General features: G+C 38.5%; 15 protein-coding genes. 7 read left to right on the top strand and 8 right to left on the bottom strand.

From position 1 onward, the window contains the following. Window positions 1-52: 52 nt before the first annotated feature. Window positions 53-2,518, bottom strand: a complete 2,466-nt coding sequence (locus EGT34_RS05535; protein ID WP_024437195.1) for an acyl-CoA dehydrogenase — start codon at window positions 2,516-2,518, stop codon at window positions 53-55. A gap of 283 nt (window positions 2,519-2,801) precedes the next feature. Continuing rightward, on the bottom strand, window positions 2,802-3,815 hold the full coding sequence (lipA, locus tag EGT34_RS05530; RefSeq protein WP_001289257.1) for a lipoyl synthase: 1,014 nt from the start codon (window positions 3,813-3,815) through the stop codon (window positions 2,802-2,804). A gap of 196 nt (window positions 3,816-4,011) precedes the next feature. Between lipA and sthA the strand changes: the two genes are divergently transcribed. Then, window positions 4,012-5,424 (top strand): Si-specific NAD(P)(+) transhydrogenase, encoded by a 1,413-nt coding sequence (gene sthA, locus EGT34_RS05525; protein ID WP_001137505.1) that lies wholly within the window; start codon window positions 4,012-4,014, stop codon window positions 5,422-5,424. Window positions 5,425-5,666: 242 nt separating this feature from the next. Here the strand turns inward: sthA and EGT34_RS05520 are convergent, their stop codons facing one another. From EGT34_RS05520 to map, 4 genes are all read right to left on the bottom strand, one after another. Further along, window positions 5,667-6,881, bottom strand: a complete 1,215-nt coding sequence (locus EGT34_RS05520) for an MFS transporter (RefSeq protein WP_000169422.1) — start codon at window positions 6,879-6,881, stop codon at window positions 5,667-5,669. 174 nt (window positions 6,882-7,055) lie between these two features. Continuing rightward, entirely contained in the window at window positions 7,056-8,402 is a 1,347-nt protein-coding gene (locus EGT34_RS05515; protein WP_000097620.1) for an MFS transporter, read from the bottom strand. 413 nt (window positions 8,403-8,815) lie between these two features. Next, window positions 8,816-9,886: an OmpW/AlkL family protein gene (locus tag EGT34_RS05510; protein ID WP_000976520.1), complete on the bottom strand. Its 1,071-nt coding sequence runs from the start codon at window positions 9,884-9,886 to the stop codon at window positions 8,816-8,818. A 204-nt stretch (window positions 9,887-10,090) separates the two neighbouring features. Then, window positions 10,091-10,918, bottom strand: coding sequence for a type I methionyl aminopeptidase (gene map / locus EGT34_RS05505; protein WP_001089491.1), 828 nt, complete (start codon window positions 10,916-10,918; stop codon window positions 10,091-10,093). Window positions 10,919-11,127: 209 nt separating this feature from the next. On the opposite strand from map, the gene rpsB reads away from it, so the two are divergent. The 6 genes from rpsB to EGT34_RS05475 all read left to right on the top strand — a co-directional run bounded on the left by rpsB (window position 11,128) and on the right by EGT34_RS05475 (window position 15,498). Further along, complete coding sequence (gene rpsB / locus EGT34_RS05500; RefSeq protein WP_001982118.1) at window positions 11,128-11,880, top strand: 30S ribosomal protein S2; 753 nt, start codon at window positions 11,128-11,130, stop codon at window positions 11,878-11,880. A 137-nt stretch (window positions 11,881-12,017) separates the two neighbouring features. Continuing rightward, a complete protein-coding gene (gene tsf / locus EGT34_RS05495; RefSeq protein ID WP_000125378.1) occupies window positions 12,018-12,893 on the top strand; it encodes a translation elongation factor Ts in 876 nt (291 codons plus the stop codon). 66 nt (window positions 12,894-12,959) lie between these two features. Further along, complete coding sequence (locus EGT34_RS05490; protein WP_000182512.1) at window positions 12,960-13,445, top strand: DUF3465 domain-containing protein; 486 nt, start codon at window positions 12,960-12,962, stop codon at window positions 13,443-13,445. 98 nt (window positions 13,446-13,543) lie between these two features. Continuing rightward, window positions 13,544-14,368, top strand: coding sequence for a helix-turn-helix transcriptional regulator (locus EGT34_RS05485; protein ID WP_000554500.1), 825 nt, complete (start codon window positions 13,544-13,546; stop codon window positions 14,366-14,368). Window positions 14,369-14,462: 94 nt separating this feature from the next. Continuing rightward, entirely contained in the window at window positions 14,463-15,179 is a 717-nt protein-coding gene (locus EGT34_RS05480; protein ID WP_024437194.1) for an AzlC family ABC transporter permease, read from the top strand. Window position 15,180: 1 nt separating this feature from the next. Then, complete coding sequence (locus tag EGT34_RS05475) at window positions 15,181-15,498, top strand: AzlD domain-containing protein (RefSeq protein WP_000118659.1); 318 nt, start codon at window positions 15,181-15,183, stop codon at window positions 15,496-15,498. A 40-nt stretch (window positions 15,499-15,538) separates the two neighbouring features. Here EGT34_RS05475 and EGT34_RS05470 read toward each other — a convergent pair whose 3' ends face one another. Together EGT34_RS05470 and EGT34_RS05465 are read right to left on the bottom strand one after the other, a co-directional pair. Next, window positions 15,539-15,991, bottom strand: coding sequence for a DUF962 domain-containing protein (locus EGT34_RS05470; protein ID WP_000835602.1), 453 nt, complete (start codon window positions 15,989-15,991; stop codon window positions 15,539-15,541). A 556-nt stretch (window positions 15,992-16,547) separates the two neighbouring features. Then, entirely contained in the window at window positions 16,548-17,165 is a 618-nt protein-coding gene (locus EGT34_RS05465; protein WP_001177236.1) for a septal ring lytic transglycosylase RlpA family protein, read from the bottom strand. Window positions 17,166-17,195 lie beyond the last annotated feature (30 nt).

Here is a 17,195-nt window from a genome sequence, read left to right as displayed (position 1 = left end):
TAATTAATGCGATTCAAAAATGATTGCAATAGTGAATTAGTGGAGGCATCAGTCACACTATTTGATGAGGATTTGATAAAGGTAGGTCTTTATTTAACTTTTCATCAAAAACATCGGTAAGCATGCTATCGAATCGAATTGCGTTGTACTGCAATAATTGTTGAGCTTCGCTTTCAGAAATAAAGCCTTCTTTTATCGCTTGTGCAATATTCTCTTCAAAAGTAAGACCCGTAAACTTGCCTTTGGATTCAGCTTTCTTAAACTTATCCCAAAGCGGTTCAATGGTTCTTAACATTTGGAACGTGTGCTCTAGACGGCCAGTGACATCATTAGGCTCAGTTGAATAGTACACATGGCGTTTGAGTTGCTCTCTAAATGGATGTTCTTCCATCATGAGTTCAGCAACTTGTTGTTTTAACTCATCGTCAGGTTTTGAAATCACACGACCTAGCGGGAAACATATCCATTTGATAAATGCTGCTGGAAGCTTGGCTGGGAAGTTGTCAAATAGTCCCCAAAATGCTTCCTGAATATTCAAAAATGCTTTTTGCAGTGCTAGTTTGGCATGAAGTTGTTCAGCTTCAGTTTTTTGTCCAGCCTCATAATATTTTAAAATTGCAGTGGCAATAAACAAGTGCGCGTGAATATCTGCCAAGCGGCCTGATAGCATTTCTTTACGCTTTAGGTCTCCTGCGAGTAATCCTAGTGCCATATCGGAAACAAGTGAAAAATTGGCGCTAAAACGATTGATGGTTTTATAGTAACTTGCAGTGAATTGATCTGCTGACTGAGGCGCATCACTCGAACCACCCGTCCAACCATAAGCAAATGATCTAGCACCGCGGTTAAAGGTATAGGCTAAATGTTTAAACAACAAATCATCGAATTTTTGTACGGCATTGGCTTTGTCGTCAGACTGAAGTAATTGCAATTCTTCAAAAAGATAAGGGTGACAGCGCATTGAGCCTTGACCAAAAATCATCAATGAACGGGTTAAAATATTTGCGCCTTCTACCGTAATAGCAATTGGAATCGCTTGATAGGTGAGAGCAAGGAAATTGCGTGGCCCAAGTTGAATTGCGCGTCCTCCAGCAATATCCATTCCGTGATTAACCACTTTACGCATGGTTTCGGTTGCATAGTATTTTGCCATGGCAGTCATCACGGCAGGGGTTCCACCTTGGTTCAGACCGCACGTCACTAAATAACGGAATGCTTCAAGCATATAAGCATCGCTGGCAATTTCACTGCTTGCTTCTTGTACACCTTCAAATTTGCCGACCGAAATATTAAATTGCTGGCGAATTCTTGCAAATGCACCGACAGTGAGATAGCTCATTTCACCTGCGGCCGTGGCTAATGCGGGCAGTGAAATACCTCGGCCAACACCTAAGCATTCCATCAGCATGCGCCAGCCTTTACCGGCATTTTCTTGTCCGCCAATAATCCAGTCAATTGGAATGAATACATCTTCACCCTCTACTGTCCCATTCATGAATGGAGAGCCCGGATAATGTCGTGCACCTATTTTTATGCCTGCATGATTGGCTGGAATTAAAGCACAGGTAATCCCGTACTCAGTTTTAGTTTTATCTCCAAGTAAACCTTCGGGGTCATAAAGTTTAAATGCTAGACCGACCACTGTGGCAATTGGAGCGAGCGTAATCCAACGTTTAGAGAAATTCATGCGCAGCCCAAGAACTTGAGCACCTTCATATTCGCCATAGCAGACTACACCCGAATCTGGAATTGCACCTGCATCTGAACCTGCTTCCGGACTGGTTAAACCAAAGCATGGAATTTCTTCACCTTTAGCAAGTCCCGGTAGATATTGCTGCTTTTGCGCATCTGTACCGTAATGCATGAGTAATTCACCGGGTCCTAATGAGTTAGGAACCATACAACTCACCGCAGCAGTTAATGAACGCGAGGCAATTTTGCTCATAATGCGACTTTGAGCAAATGAGCTGAACTCTTTACCGCCAAAGGATTTTGGAATAATAAGGCCTAAGAAGCCTTTATCTTTAATGAACTGCCAAACTTCAGGAGGAAGATCTTTTAATTGATGGTGAATTTCCCATTCATCAAGCATGCTACATAGCACTTCAACTTCATTATCGATAAAACTTTGTTCTTCTGGTGAAAGTGTAGGATAGGGATATTTTTCAAATTGCGACCAATCTGGAGCCCCCATAAATAACTCTTTTTCCCACCAGCTTGTTCCTGCTTCTAAGGCTTCTTGTTCAGTGGTACTGATGCTCGGCATTGAGTTGGCCAGAGTTTTATATGCAGGTTGGGTAATTAAGTTAAACCGTAAAGGTTTAAACAAAATAATAATGCTAAGTGCAATAAGGGGGATCCCTAAAAGTAATGCCCACGGCGTTAAAATGAAAGCAGTAAGTATGGCTACAGCAATCGTAATAACACTACCAGTGACTCTATTTAGGTTAAAAAAGAAAATTGCCCATATTGCAACAAGCTGAATGACAATACTTAAAACAAAGAGTAGGAAAATCATACTTGCTCCTTGCTAGATAAGCCCTCAAGTTAGAAATAATAAAAAAGCGAGGAGAGATTTAAGGCTTAACTAGCGAATTTTTTAATGCTGTTTAAATTTGATTTTTTATGTCGCAATTGATGTATATGCTAGAGCAGGGATATATCGTGCTTTTAGGTATAAAATATTTTTGAATGAAAGTGTAATGGCTTGTTTTATCGATTTGTCAAGAAATGTTATTGATTTTCTTGTATAAATAAAAAAGCCCTCATAATCTGAAGGCCTTTTTAATACTTATGAAGTGTTAAGCTTCGATTGCTTGTACCGCAATTTTTTTCGCAGGATCTATCTTGCGACGAACTTCAGGAACAGGTTCACCATAGTATTGGCGATCAGCAAAATAGCTTGAACGAACCATTGGTGCAGACCAAATATTTCTAAAGCCAAGTTTACGGCCATGCTCTGCATAACGTTCAAATTCTTCTGGTGTTACAAAACGGTCAATTGGTGCATGCTGTTTAGAAGGCTGCAAGTATTGACCAATAGTGACATAGTCGACATCGTGAGCACGTAAGTCATCAAGCAATGCAATAACTTCTTCTTCAGTTTCACCAATACCCACCATCAATCCACATTTTGTTGGGATGTCTGGGCAATATTCTTTAAACATTTTTAATAGGTTTAAAGAGTGCTGATAATCTGAACCTGGACGCATCGCTTTATATAGACGAGGTACAGTCTCAATGTTGTGGTTAAATACGTCTGGTGGACATTCAGTCATAATGCGTAAAGCAATATCCATACGTCCACGGAAGTCTGGTACTAAAATTTCAAGTAATGTATTTGGGCTAAGTGCGCGAGCTTCTTTAATACAGTCCACAAAATGTTGTGCACCGCCGTCAAGCAAATCATCACGGTCAACCGAAGTGATTACTGCATATTTGAGCTTAAGATTGGCAATTGTCTCTGCCATGTGGCGTGGTTCATCAGGGTCCAATGCATTTGGACGACCATGCGCTACGTCACAGAAAGGGCAACGACGTGTACAAATATCACCCATGATCATGAATGTTGCTGTACCACCGCCAAAGCATTCTGGAAGGTTCGGACAAGCTGCTTCTTCACAAACGGTATGGAGTTTTTGAGCACGTAAAGTCGTTTTAATACGCTGAACTTCTTCTGGTGCCGTCATCTTGACACGAATCCAGTCAGGTTTACGCGGCACTTCAACCGTAGGTACAACTTTTACAGGAATTCTTGCGACTTTTTCTGCGCCACGAAGTTTTACACCCTGTTCAGGTTTACGGTGTTCTGACATATTTAACTTTTCCACTCGTTTATAGAGACATTGACATTGTATTATAGCGGACTTCTACAAGTAATAGCGGAAAATAACTATTCATATAATAAATGTGGCTATTCAGAAATATAGGGTTGAGAAATACATAAATTCACCGCATATTAGCCATAATTTATTATAAAATATGGTCATTCAACAGAGGAAGGAGCTTTCAATGCCACGTAAAAAAGAGGTCGTTAGTGGGAATTTCGTTAAGTACGATGCGGTAGTTCTCGGTTCTGGACCTGCAGGTGAAGGCGCGGCAATGAAGCTTGCAAAAGCTGGTAAGCGTGTTGCAATTGTAGATGTACGTGATCAACTCGGTGGTAACTGTGCACACGTAGGAACCATTCCAAGTAAAGCATTACGTCAAACAGTTTCTAGCATTATTCGCTATCAGCGTGATCCAATGTTTCAAAAAGTAGGTGAATGGAAACAGTTCACTATGAAACAGGTCTTGCGTAATGCGCACAAAGTGATTCAACAACAGGTTGATACGCATACACGCTTTTATGACCGTAACAAAATTGGTGTCTTCCACGGTCGTGCATATATTCAAGACAAAAATACAGTTTTAGTTTTTAGCCACGAAGGCATTAAAGAAACAATTATCTGTAAGCAAATCGTGATCGCGACAGGTAGTCGTCCTTATCATCCGCAAGGTCTTGATTTTGACCACCCACGCGTATTTGATTCGGACAAAATTCTTGATCTTGATTACTCAATTCAAAAAATCATTATTTACGGCGCAGGTGTTATTGGCTGTGAATATGCCTCAATCTTTATTGGTTTAGACCATAAAGTTGACTTGATCAATACTCAACAAAAACTCTTAAGTTATTTAGATGATGAAATCGCCGATGCTTTGTCTTATCACTTACGTGAACAGGGCGTGTTGATTCGTCACAATGAACAAATGGATCATCTTGAAACATTTGATGACCACGTTGTTCTACATTTACAAAGTGGTAAAAAGATTAAAGCTGATGCGATTCTTTGGTGTAATGGTCGTTCAGGTAACACAGAAGGTTTAGGTCTTGAAAATGTTGGGTTGGTACCAAATAGCCGTGGTCAACTTTCTGTAAATGATCAATATCAAACTGAAGTTGAAAACATCTATGCGGCTGGTGACGTGATTGGTTGGCCTTCACTTGCTTCGGCCGCCTATGACCAAGGGCGCTGTGCTGGTGCAAACATGAGTGGTGAAGACGCTAAGCCAGTACGTGATATCCCTACAGGTATTTATACTATTCCGGAAATCTCATCTATTGGTAAGAATGAACAGGAATTAACGGAAGAGAAAATTCCGTATGAAGTTGGTCAAGCTTCTTTCCGTCATTTGGCTCGTGCACAAATTACCGGTGATACAGTAGGTGAGTTGAAGATTCTTTTCCATCGTGACACTTTGGAAATTTTAGGTATTCACTGTTTTGGTAATAATGCTGCTGAAATTATCCACATTGGACAAGCAGTTATGCACAGCCCAAACAATACTTTGAAATATTTTGTTGAAACGACTTTTAACTATCCAACCATGGCTGAAGCATACCGTGTAGCTGCACTTAATGGTATGAATCGTTTATTTTGATTTTAAATAAGTTTTTCATAAAAAGCCCGCAAACTTGCGGGCTTTTTTATTTTTATTAGACCATATGTTTTTTATATTTTTATGACAATGTACAGAGTGATTTCAGCGTCTCATCTCTCTAGTGTGCACAAAATGCTTGATTAAAATATTCAAACAAATCAGGTGTCTGTTTCCATAAAACAATAGAAAAAACCAGAAGAGCTAAGATGAGGAAAGTCATAATTGTTTTCAAAAGTACGGCATTATGCGTCATGAATAACAGCCTCCTCATTTACAAAGAAATGTACGATTACCCCTAATATACTCAATGCGATAGAACAGAGCCAAATCGCATTGTAATTACCTGTTAAATCATGGTTAACACCGCCAAGCCAACCACCAAAGAAAGACCCGACTTGATGGGTGAAAAATACAATACCACTTAACATTGAAAGGTATTTAACACCAAACATATTTGCCACGATACCATTGGTAAGCGGAACCGTAGAAAGCCATAGAAGCCCCATGATAATACCGAAAGTATATACTGTATAAGTGCTTAGAGGTAACAATAAGAAAGCAATGATTGCGATGCCGCGGCTACCATAAAGTGCCATTAATAATTTAGGTTTCGAGAAACGATCTCCTAACCAGCCTGCGCCATAAGTCCCTACGATATTAAATAATCCGACTAAAGCAAGAAACACCGTACCTGTAGCGGCATCAAAGCCGTGGTCGATTAAATAACCTGGTAGGTGAACACCCAAAAAGACAACTTGGAAGCCACATACCAAAAAGCCTAAAGCTAACCACCAAAAAGGTTTATGTTTTCTAGCAATATTCAGTACTTGTTTAAAGGTGAGCTGAGGTTGGGCAATTGCTTTTGGGGTTTGGTTGCTTGGTCCTTTTAACATCCATGCTAGAGGCATAATAAGAGCGATTAACAGCGCACTTACCATTAAAGCTGATGACCACCCCACTGTTTTAAGTAAGAGAAGGGTAGAAGGCAGCATAATAAATTGGCCAAAAGAACCGGCTGCACTGGCAATACCCATTGCCATACTTCTTTTTTCTGGCGGAGCAGCTCGGCCTACTGCGCTAAGCAGAACTGTAAAAGAAGTTGCTGATAAAGCTAAACCAATAATAAGACCTAAGCTTAAATTCAAAATGAGTACACTTGAACTAAAAGCCATTAAGAGTAAGCCAAGGGTATAAAGTAATCCGCCGACTGTTACCACAACTTTACTGCCATATTTATCTGCAATTGCCCCAGTAAAAGGCTGAACTGCACCCCAGATTAGATTTTGCATGGCAATTGCTAGACTAAAAACATGCTGTCCCCAACCGAACTCATGACTCATCGGGACTAAATAAAGCCCAAAACCATGTCGTACACCTAGTGACAAAGCCAAAATAATGGCACTTCCAATGAGCATATAAATGAGTGATTGAGAAAACTGATGGCTTGTTTTAGTCATTGTGAGTAGAAAATTATAAGAATGTGATAAATCATTGTAGAAGATATATCGAATAATATCGATATATCTATAAAATTATTTTAAGAAAAATTAAAAAGTATCTTAGAGATTTCGGATTATTATGAAAAAGGTGAAGAAGCAAAAATCATTTGTGATTTCTGCTTCTTATCAGAATTAAGCTGCTGAATTGCGTTCAAGTAGAGCTTGTTCAAAAAGTATTTTTTCTTTTTCTTTGTGCTCGGTTGTGAAGCGAATCAAAATTACACTACAGCCTGCAACCATAACCAGTCCACCTAAAATAAATAGACAAGTTTGAATATCAAGTACGCCTTTTAGTAAGAAACCAGCTGCTACTGCGCCCACATTTCCACCTGCGCCAATAATGCCTGCGACGCCGCCTAATGCATTTCGGTCAATAAAAGGGACTAGTGCATATGTTGCTCCGCAAGCCATATGGGTAAACAATGCAAAAACTGTCATGGAAATAATTGCAAGAGCTACGACGTTCATTTGAGAGAAGAGTATTAAGAATAAACCTTCACCTAAAATCATTAGTACAAGTACTTTAGTACGTCCGTCTAAACCTTTTTTAAGTGCGACTTTATCGGAAATAATACCGCCTAATGCACGTGCAAATAAGGCAAGAAGGCCAAATATACCTGCGGTTAACCCTGCTGTTTTTAAATCCATTTTGAATTGGTCAACATAGTACATTGCGGCAACATTATGGATGAAAATTTCAATACCAAAGCAAGCACCATAAGCGAGGAATAAAATCCAGACACGGTAGTTACGAGCCGCTTGCATTAAGATTGCCATGCCACCTTTTTTACCGCTACCCACCTCAATACCTTGTGCACGAACTTCTTTAAAGTTTCCTTGAGGACAATCTTGGGTAAGTTTCCAGTAAAGAACCCCAACAATTACCATCATTACGCCTGGTACGATTAATGCAACGCGCCAACCCATAGTTTGCTCGACACCGAACATGACAATTGCACCGAGTAATAAAGGCATTAGAGCTTGTGTTGCACCACCGCCAGCATTACCCCAACCCGCAGCAGCTGCATTTGCTGTGCCTACGACATTTGGTGCAAACATGATACTGGTATGATATTGCGTAATGACAAAGCTTGCGCCAATTGCACCGATGAGTAAACGGAAGAAAAGAAAAGATTCATAGCTGTTGGCAGCGGCAACACCAAATACAGGAATACTGCCAAGTAAGAGAAGGGTGGTGTAAGTAATACGCGGACCATATTTATCACAAAGTGGTCCGACAGCAAGCCGCACTAAAATTGTAATTGCAACGGCGGCAATATTAATATTGGCAATTTGATCTTTGGTTAAGCCAAACTCACCTTTAATAACGGGCATTAATGGGGCGCAAGCAAACCATGCGAAGAAGCAGACAAAGAACGCGAGCCAAGTCATGTGGAAAGCACGCATGGCTGGGGTTGAAAAACTGAATAATTTAATTTCAGTCGCTTTTTTTGCATCTAAATTAATATTTGAAGACATACGCCGTCCCCCTGAACTGAACGAAATTTTAATTTGCACGACAAAATGAATTGTCTATTTGCATACCGATCAGAGCGGACATCTTTGGCCGTCTTGGTTTATCCATTGAATCGCCATTGATTCATCATGTCATAAATAAAGCAAAGGACGTGCCAAAAGATAATTTTTACTAAAAGGAAAATTTTAGTTTTTAATTTTATTAGGTTAGTTGTCTAACATAAAAATCATTAGAGAAAAGGAATTAAAAGAAGAGGTGATAATAAAAAATAAAGAAGGTTGAACTTCGTAAACATGATCCTAAAAAATGCTCATTTTTTTGGCATTTTGGTTTAAAAAGAAGCAATTTTAGGGGGATAAATAAAAAAGCTATAAAAGCTTAAGTAAAGCTTTTATAGCTTGTGCGCTTTTGAGATTTAGAATCGGTAACCAATACCGGCATAACCTAATATTGGATTAATTTCGATATCTGCTTTTGCATTAATTAACTCACCGTATTTGGCGTCATTGACTGTAATAGTTGTATCCGTTTTTAAGTGAGCATAAGACACAGAACCAACAGCATACCATTTGTCATTAAAGTCATAGGTGAAACCTAAAGTTGCTACGGGTGCAATGGCATCGGATGCCTCAAGATCTACTTTAGGATCACCAGAGCTAGTTTTTCTTTCTAAAGCAGCACCCGATTTACCATCTTTAATATTGACAATCATATGCCCAGCATTTACTAAGTCATTTTCAATTTCAGGATTTATTTCTAATTCATTGAAATATGCATACATTACACCTAGTCCAACATAAGGTCTGAATTTATTTACGCCAGTTTTGCCAAAGTGATATTGTAATTCAAATGCTGGTGTCCAAGCTCGAGCTGATGCCGCACTCCCATGTGCTTCAAGATCGGTAATAAAAATATTATTTTCAAGTTCCATAGAACCAAGAATTCCACCAGCAGGTTTTGCAGTAGCGGAAAAAGGTGCATAAATCTTACCTTTACCTTGTAGATCGACTTTAGGTGGAATCCCTGCTTTTACTTCTAATGAAATATTATCTGTAAAAAAGTAATTTGTCATAAGACCGAGAGTAGTTACATCATCTGCTTCTAAGCCCGTATTCTCAGCTTCCCATTGACTCAAACCGCGAATTTCGGCTGTTCCACTTAACCATGCGGGAATAGTATCAGTACCTAAACCAATAACATCAATAAGTTCTTCAAGAACGACATTACTATTACTATCGGAAATATTGTCTTGAATAGTTTTTACTTTAATATCTCCGACCTTAGATTGCTCATTTTCCTTAACAGAAGTGTTAATCCTAAAAGGCTGGGCTTTTCCTGTTGGTTTGACATATAAAGGACCAGCTGAGACTGAAAAACGTTTGAAACCATCACCATCTTTTAAACTAAAATATGGGGAAGCGGCGGAAGTGACTGTTGGCAGAGCAAATAAGGCAGCTGTCATACAAAATAATGACTTTTTCATCATAAAAGGACTCCATGTCCGAGCATTTGTTTACTGATTTTTATTGAGCCCACCATAACGCGTTTTATTGAAGTAATTGTGTATTAAAAATTAATAATTGTAATTTTTTTGAAATATTTGTTTATATTTGGAAAGTTTTATTAATAAAAAGTACAAAATGAAAAAGAAAAGGCTACATAAAGCAGCCTTTTCTTAATTTTAATTAAATTATTGATTGAAGCGTGAAAGATCTTCTTCTGGGCGAGCTGTTAATACTTCAATCCCTGTTTTAGTGACTAAAATAGTATGTTCATATTGAGCTGAAAGTTTATGGTCTTTAGTTACAACTGTCCATTTATCACCTAACAATTTAGTTTGCCAAACACCCGCATTTACCATAGGTTCAATAGTGAAAGTCATACCAGCTTCTAAACGCATGCCCGTACCAGCTTGGCCATAGTGCAACACTTGAGGTTCATCATGGAAAACGGTACCAATGCCATGACCACAATATTCACGTACTACGCTAAAACGTTCTGATTCGACATATTTTTGGATGGCATGTCCAATATCGCCTAAATACGAACCATCTCTAACTGTTGCCATTCCGCGATACATCGCTTCTTGAGCTACTTTACATAAACGATTTGCCAGAATAGAAGTTTCACCACCCACGATATACATCATGTTGGTATCGCCATGATAACCATCTTTAATGACGGTCACGTCGATGTTAAGGATATCGCCGTTTTTTAAGATTTTATTTTCAGAAGGAATACCATGACATACAACATGGTTAACCGAAGTACAGATAGAGTGTTGAAAAGCAGGGCGTCCTGGCGCACCACCGTAACCTACACAGGCCGGAATAGCGTGCTGTACATTTTCAATATGATTACGACAAATCGTATCAAGCTCGAGTGTGCTTACACCAGCTTTAATATGCGGCTTGATCATATCTAGAACTTCAGCCGCCAGTCGTCCTGCAATGCGCATTTTTTCAATTTCATCTGGAGTTTTGATTAATCGACGTGGAGCTGTATAAGTACTGTTCATGATCTCTAAAAACTTTTGGTAATTTACAAGCGTCTATGGTATAAATAGCCGCCCATTTTATCAAATGCTTTTCGTGAATATCTTTTACGAAGAATTTTGATAGGTGGAGTAAAAATCCGCACATATATCGTCACATTACTCTGGGTGCCCGTAAAAAGGTGGAGAATGCGGATATATGGAGGCCTAACCCAACTTTTAAGGTAAAGAAAATGGCAGATTACAACGTAAGCATGCGCGACCTTCTTCAAGCAGGTGCGCACTTTGGTCACCAAACTCGTTTCTGGAACCCAAAAATGCGTCAATACATTTTTGGCGCGCGTAACAAAATTCACATCATCAACCTTGAGCACACTGTTCCTGCGTTAAATGATGCTTTGAACTTCGCTAACCAATTAGCAAGCAAAAAGAACAAAGTTTTGTTCGTTGGTACAAAACGTGCTGCTTCTAACATCATCCGTGAACAAGCTCAACGCGCTGGTCAACCATACGTAGATCACCGTTGGTTAGGTGGTATGTTGACGAACTGGAAAACACTTCGCCAATCTATCAACCGTTTAAAAGATCTTCAAACTCAATCTCAAGACGGTACTTTTGCTAAGCTTACTAAACGTGAAGCTTTAGAACGTACTCGTGAGATGGAAAAACTTGAGCGCTCTTTAGGCGGCGTTAAAAACATGGGTGGTTTACCTGACGCATTATTTGTAATCGACGTTGATCACGAAGCGATTGCAATCAAAGAAGCGAAAAACTTAGGTATTCCTGTTATCGGTATCGTTGATACAAACTCTAACCCAGACAACGTAGATTACGTTATTCCTGGTAACGACGATGCGATCCGTGCAGTAACTTTATATGCTTCAGCTATGGCTGATGCAATTCTTGCTGGTAAAGAATACGCTCAATCTCAAGCGAACGCTCAAGCAAAAGGCGATGACGCTGCGAAAGACGCTTCTGAGGCTTAATGCGTTTTGACGCAGGCTTGTCATTTTTGCGACATGTAATGGTGGCAAATTAAGCGTCGAGAGTGCAAACGGCCCAGAGTTTCTTTGGGCCGTTTTTGTTGAACAGATTTATTTTCTACCGATTTTAGGAGATCAACATGACTGCAATTACTGCAAGCATGGTAAAAGAATTACGTGACCGTACTGGTCTTGCAATGATGGAATGCAAAAAAGCATTAACAGAAGCGAACGGTGACATCGAACTTGCTATTGATAACCTTCGTAAATCTGGTCAAGCTAAAGCTGCTAAAAAAGCTGGCAACATTGCTGCTGACGGTGCAATCACTATCGTTCAAGACGGTAATAAAGCGATCTTAGTTGAAGTAAACTGTCAAACTGACTTCGTTGCTAAAGACGAAAACTTCTCTAACTTTGCACACACAGTTGCTGCTGCTGCATTAGCTGCTGGCGAAACTGATGCTGCTAAAATTGCTGAATTAAAATTAGCTGATGGCCAATCAGTTGAAGAAGCTCGTATCGCGCTTGTTCAAAAAATCGGTGAAAACATCCAAGTTCGTCGTGCGAAAATCGTTGAAGGCGAACAATTGGCTATCTATAAACACGGTTTAAAAATCGGTGTTGTAGTTTCTTATACTGGTGATGCTGACACTGGTAAAGGTATTGCAATGCACGTTGCTGCATTCAACCCAGTAGCAGTAAATGCTGAAGCTGTTCCAGCTGACCTTATCGCTAAAGAGAAAGAAATTGCTGAAGCGAAAGCGTTAGAATCTGGTAAACCAGCGAACATCGTTGAGAAAATGGTAACTGGTTCTGTTGAGAAATACTTAAACGAAGTTGCTCTTGACCGTCAAATGTACGTTATCGACAACGAGAAAAAAGTTGCTGACGTATTAAAAGCAACTGGTACAAATGTTGCTAACTTCGTACGTTTCGAAGTTGGTGAAGGTATCGAGAAAAAAGCTGAACTTAGCTTTGCTGAAGAAGTTGCTGCTGCTCAAGCTGCTGCGAAGTAATTCGTATCTTCAAAAAAGGCCCCCCTATGGGGCTTTTTTTATCTCTGTTGAAAACGGAATATAAAGATGACAAATAAAAAGAATCTAGGTATTGGCGGCATAATTGTTTTATTGATTGCTGCATATTTGGGTCTGGACTTATCTGGGCATAAAAACAATCCCACACCATCATCAAGCATACCTGCGAATCAGCGTACTGAAACGACGTTTTCAAATGATGGAATAGATACCATAAAGGCTGCTTATGAACGTAGACAAAGTAACGTTCAAGTGCAGGGTAGTGGTCGAGTAAAAGCAATCTTAAGAGAAGATAATGATGGGTCGAGACACCAGAAATTTATTTTGGTATTAAAAAATGGTCTTTCAATTTTAGTAGCACATAATATTGATTTAGCACCAAAAATTGAAGATTTAAGAAAGGGTGATATTGTCGAATTTAACGGGGAATATGAATATAACGAAAAAGGTGGAGTATTACATTGGACGCATCATGATCCACAGAACCGCCATGAAAATGGTTGGCTGAAACATAATGGTCGTATTTATCAATAGAAAATAGGGTATCCATTTCCGCATAACAGCAATTTTGTTCTATGCATCTTTTTAAAACATGCTATGTTTTTTTGTAGATAAATAGATGAGATGTATATATGCACCGGGAACAGGCTGACTACTTGCATTTGCGAGAGTTGGGCGGTTTAGAATTATTAAAAGCACATTATCACCAAACACAATTTTCAAAGCATACTCATGAAGGATATTGTATTGGTGTCATTGAAGAGGGTGCACAGTCTTTTTTTAGGACGGGTCAACTACATGTTGCTCCTAAAGGTGACATTATTTTAGTTAATGCAGATGAAATTCACACAGGCTCATCTGCTGTTGAATCGGGCTGGCGTTACCGTGCAATCTATCCTACACCCGAAATGCTTGCTGAAGTAAGCCAAGATTTTTTTGAACAAGGCCATGGGGCACCTTGGTTTCCGCAAGCTGTAATTCAGGACTTGGGATTATCTCAACAACTGTGTTTATTATTTGATTTATTAGAACAAAAAGACAATTTTTTGCTTAAAGAAACCATGTATTTATCAACATTAGCCTGCTTAATGGTACGTCATGGTAAGTCAAGACACACCTTTTGCGAGTTGCCAGAAGCTTATTCAAAAGTATTAAAAGTTAAAGATTTGTTAGCTGATATGCCTGAAAAGAATTTTTCTTTGCAGGAATTGGCTGATATGGTCGGGTTAAGTGCATGGCATTTTTTAAGACAATTTAAAAAGCATGTGGGTTTACCGCCTCATGCATGGTTAGTACAGGCGCGTTTGCAAAAAGCGAGACAATTATTAAAACAAGGCGTTCAAATTGTAATGGTTGCACAGCAATGTGGTTTTTCTGATCAAAGCCATTTTAATCGTCATTTTAAAAAGGCGATGGGTGTTACACCAACCCAATATGTGGCGAGTCTTAATCTTTAAAATTTATTTGCAGTGCTAACCGCAATTTTGTTCAAGAGAAGCTGAGCTAAATACCAGAAAATCTATAAATAATAACTGTTATAGATGTCTAGGGATGAATACTCATTTAAATCAATCTATTAGATTTTCTAAAAGCCGACCACCGCATCTTTTTTTACGAGGGGCGATAGATATATTGCCACTATCTATTTCGGTTATACCATGGGCTATTTTAGCTGGATCAATGGCAATTCATGCGGGTTTATCATTTTATAAAGCACTAGCGATGTCAGGAATTGTGTTTGCTGGCGCTGCGCAATTAGTAAGTTTAAGCATGGTGATGGAAGGTGCATCGTTATTAACCATCTATGTCACTATTTTCTTTCTTACTGCTCAACATTTTATTTATGCTTTAACTTTAAGAAATGACGTTTCTATTTTACCTCTCTCAAAAAGACTAACTTTAGGGTTTCTGCTTACCGACGAATTATTTGCAGTAAGTGTTTCTAATGAGAAAAAATATCCTCAATACTTATTCGGAGCAGGTCTTTGCTTTTATTTATTTTGGGTGGTTTTTAGTTTAGTTGGTATTTTATTAGCAACGGCGCTACCTAACTTATTAAATTATCATTTGGATTTTTCCATTATTGCTATTTTTGTTGCCATGATTGTTCCTATGTGTAAAGGGAAGCCTGTAATGGCAGGTATTTTAATGACTTGTGTCAGTGGTTTTGTGCTTAAATTTTTTCATATAGAAGGTGCCATTCTAATTTCTGGTTTATTGGGGATGTTTATTGCGGTAATAGTCGAAAATAAAATGGGAGAAAAATAAAATGTCATGGCTCATGATTTTAGGACTGGCAGCTATCGTATTTTTTAATCGTTATTATTTTTTGGAACCAAACGTAAAAGTTAAATTACCAGTACTTATGAATAAAATGTTGAATTATTCAGCTCCTTGTTTATTAAGTGCTATTTGTATTCCAGTAATTTTTTTTGAAAATAATGAATTAAGAGGATTTTTAGATAATCCTTACTTATACGCAACGATATTTTGTACTGTCGTGGCTTTCTATTTTAAAAAAGTGTTACCGAGCGTTCTGCTGAGCCTAGCATTTTTTTATTTTATAAATTTTCTAATAAATCATTAAGTTAAAGCTGAATCTTTTTAGGATTCAGCTTCTTCAAAATTTATTGAGCAATCAGTTTCTTCTGACGGCTTTTCCAATGAGGTAATATCTTTGCAAGATAAGCATCCATACACCAGACCGGACCAATCAAGAGAAATTGCAAATCTTTAAAGAAAGAAGGTTTTTTGCCTTCAACTTTATGTCCATAAAATTGTCCAATCCAGGCAAACACAAAAAGAGCAATATAAAATCCTACACCTACTGGCAGAACATAAATAAGCCATGCCATCACAGCAAGTAGAGCAGCCATTGCTACCGCAAGTACAAGATCAAGCCGAGCATAAAAAATGAGTGTAAGTACTACGAGTAAAGCGGTGAGTAAGGCACTAAAGTGAGCAATAATTCCAATAATCGAAAATAAAATAGCTGGAACACATACCCAGTGAATTTTCTTATTTATCGGGTTTTGATGACTTTCACTATATTCATCAAACCATTCACCGATAGATTTCATAGACCTTGTTCTCCTTGTCTAATTTTGAGTCATTCTTTTTCTGTTTATATTTTATCCTCTCGTTATCGGGAGAGACAAGACAAGTTGTATATCGACATGTTTGTTAAATCAAGTAAACCTAAAATTTAAAGTTTATTCATTGCGGCACAAAAATGAAAAACAGCACTGAAGAAAGGGGAGGATGAGCTCAAAAATTTCAGGTTATTTATTTGTGATTTTGAGAGAGTCGAATCCTCAAAAAAACCTCATTTTCATGAAGAATGGGAAAATAATAGAAAAATACTCAACTCATCTTGTCTTAAAACGCGTTAAACAACTCTTTTTAGACTAAAGTGGTACTAGGGTAGCGGAATTATTTTAAAATGGCTGTAATCGAAAAATATGCGCAAAAATCGATAAAGAATAAATCAGTGTGTTTTTGGGTTAAAAAATAATCATTTTTGTAATGAAAAAACGAGTCTAGACACAAAATTTTTATAGGTTTTTTTTGCTCTTTTTATATTAAAAAAGCCACAACTTAACTGGTGGCTTTTTCATGAACTCGAGGAGTAATCGCTTATGAAGTAGGACCGTCTACACGCTCAATACTTACTTTAGCAGTACCAGCATTGGTAATACCAAGGCGTTTAGCTGCACCGTATGATAAATCAAGCACACGATTACCATGGAAAGGACCACGATCGTTTACTTTTACCACTACGCTTTTGCCATTGTCTTTGTTGGTGACACGGATATAACAGTTAAGCGGTAAGCTACGGTGAGCAGCAGTAAGTGCATTCATATCGAATGTTTCACCACTTGCAGTTTTACGGCCATGAAATTGACGACCATACCACGATGCCATGCCAGTTTGGCTAAACTTACGAACAGTATTTGAAGCTACTGTGTTAAGTTTTTCAATCACTGAAGGCTCATCTTCAGGGATTTCAATTTTAGCTGCGATAGCTTGACGACGGATTTGATCGCCAGAACGTTCAGTGATTGAAAGACTGTTAATGTTAGAGAAACGAGAATTAAAGTTTTGAGTATCTTTACTCAACACACGAGCAGCTAAATTTGCATTTGGACCATCTACATCGCTATTTAATGATGATGATTGCATCATTTCAGCGTGCAGTGGGGCCATGCTTAAACTAGCCGTCAGTGCAAGAATGTATTTCAGCGATAACTGCATTTATATAAACTCCTGAGAACATGCACTTTT

It is taken from the genome of Acinetobacter sp. FDAARGOS_558 (assembly GCF_003937785.1).
Classification (GTDB): domain Bacteria; phylum Pseudomonadota; class Gammaproteobacteria; order Pseudomonadales; family Moraxellaceae; genus Acinetobacter; species Acinetobacter baumannii.
The sequence above is the reverse complement of the archived record's forward strand: the minus strand, read 5'-3'. Positions and strand labels throughout refer to the sequence as shown.

Coding starts and splice junctions, on each gene's coding strand:
- map (WP_001089491.1), bottom strand. CDS start 10,918: ATGAACAGTACTTATACAGCTCCACGTCGATTAATCAAAACTCCAGAT.
- EGT34_RS05485 (WP_000554500.1), top strand. CDS start 13,544: ATGCACCGGGAACAGGCTGACTACTTGCATTTGCGAGAGTTGGGCGGT.
- EGT34_RS05475 (WP_000118659.1), top strand. CDS start 15,181: ATGTCATGGCTCATGATTTTAGGACTGGCAGCTATCGTATTTTTTAAT.
- EGT34_RS05490 (WP_000182512.1), top strand. CDS start 12,960: ATGACAAATAAAAAGAATCTAGGTATTGGCGGCATAATTGTTTTATTG.
- EGT34_RS05470 (WP_000835602.1), bottom strand. CDS start 15,991: ATGAAATCTATCGGTGAATGGTTTGATGAATATAGTGAAAGTCATCAA.
- EGT34_RS05465 (WP_001177236.1), bottom strand. CDS start 17,165: ATGCAGTTATCGCTGAAATACATTCTTGCACTGACGGCTAGTTTAAGC.
- EGT34_RS05520 (WP_000169422.1), bottom strand. CDS start 6,881: ATGACTAAAACAAGCCATCAGTTTTCTCAATCACTCATTTATATGCTC.
- lipA (WP_001289257.1), bottom strand. CDS start 3,815: ATGTCAGAACACCGTAAACCTGAACAGGGTGTAAAACTTCGTGGCGCA.
- tsf (WP_000125378.1), top strand. CDS start 12,018: ATGACTGCAATTACTGCAAGCATGGTAAAAGAATTACGTGACCGTACT.
- EGT34_RS05535 (WP_024437195.1), bottom strand. CDS start 2,518: ATGATTTTCCTACTCTTTGTTTTAAGTATTGTCATTCAGCTTGTTGCA.
- EGT34_RS05515 (WP_000097620.1), bottom strand. CDS start 8,402: ATGTCTTCAAATATTAATTTAGATGCAAAAAAAGCGACTGAAATTAAA.
- EGT34_RS05480 (WP_024437194.1), top strand. CDS start 14,463: ATGAATACTCATTTAAATCAATCTATTAGATTTTCTAAAAGCCGACCA.
- sthA (WP_001137505.1), top strand. CDS start 4,012: ATGCCACGTAAAAAAGAGGTCGTTAGTGGGAATTTCGTTAAGTACGAT.
- rpsB (WP_001982118.1), top strand. CDS start 11,128: ATGGCAGATTACAACGTAAGCATGCGCGACCTTCTTCAAGCAGGTGCG.
- EGT34_RS05510 (WP_000976520.1), bottom strand. CDS start 9,886: ATGATGAAAAAGTCATTATTTTGTATGACAGCTGCCTTATTTGCTCTG.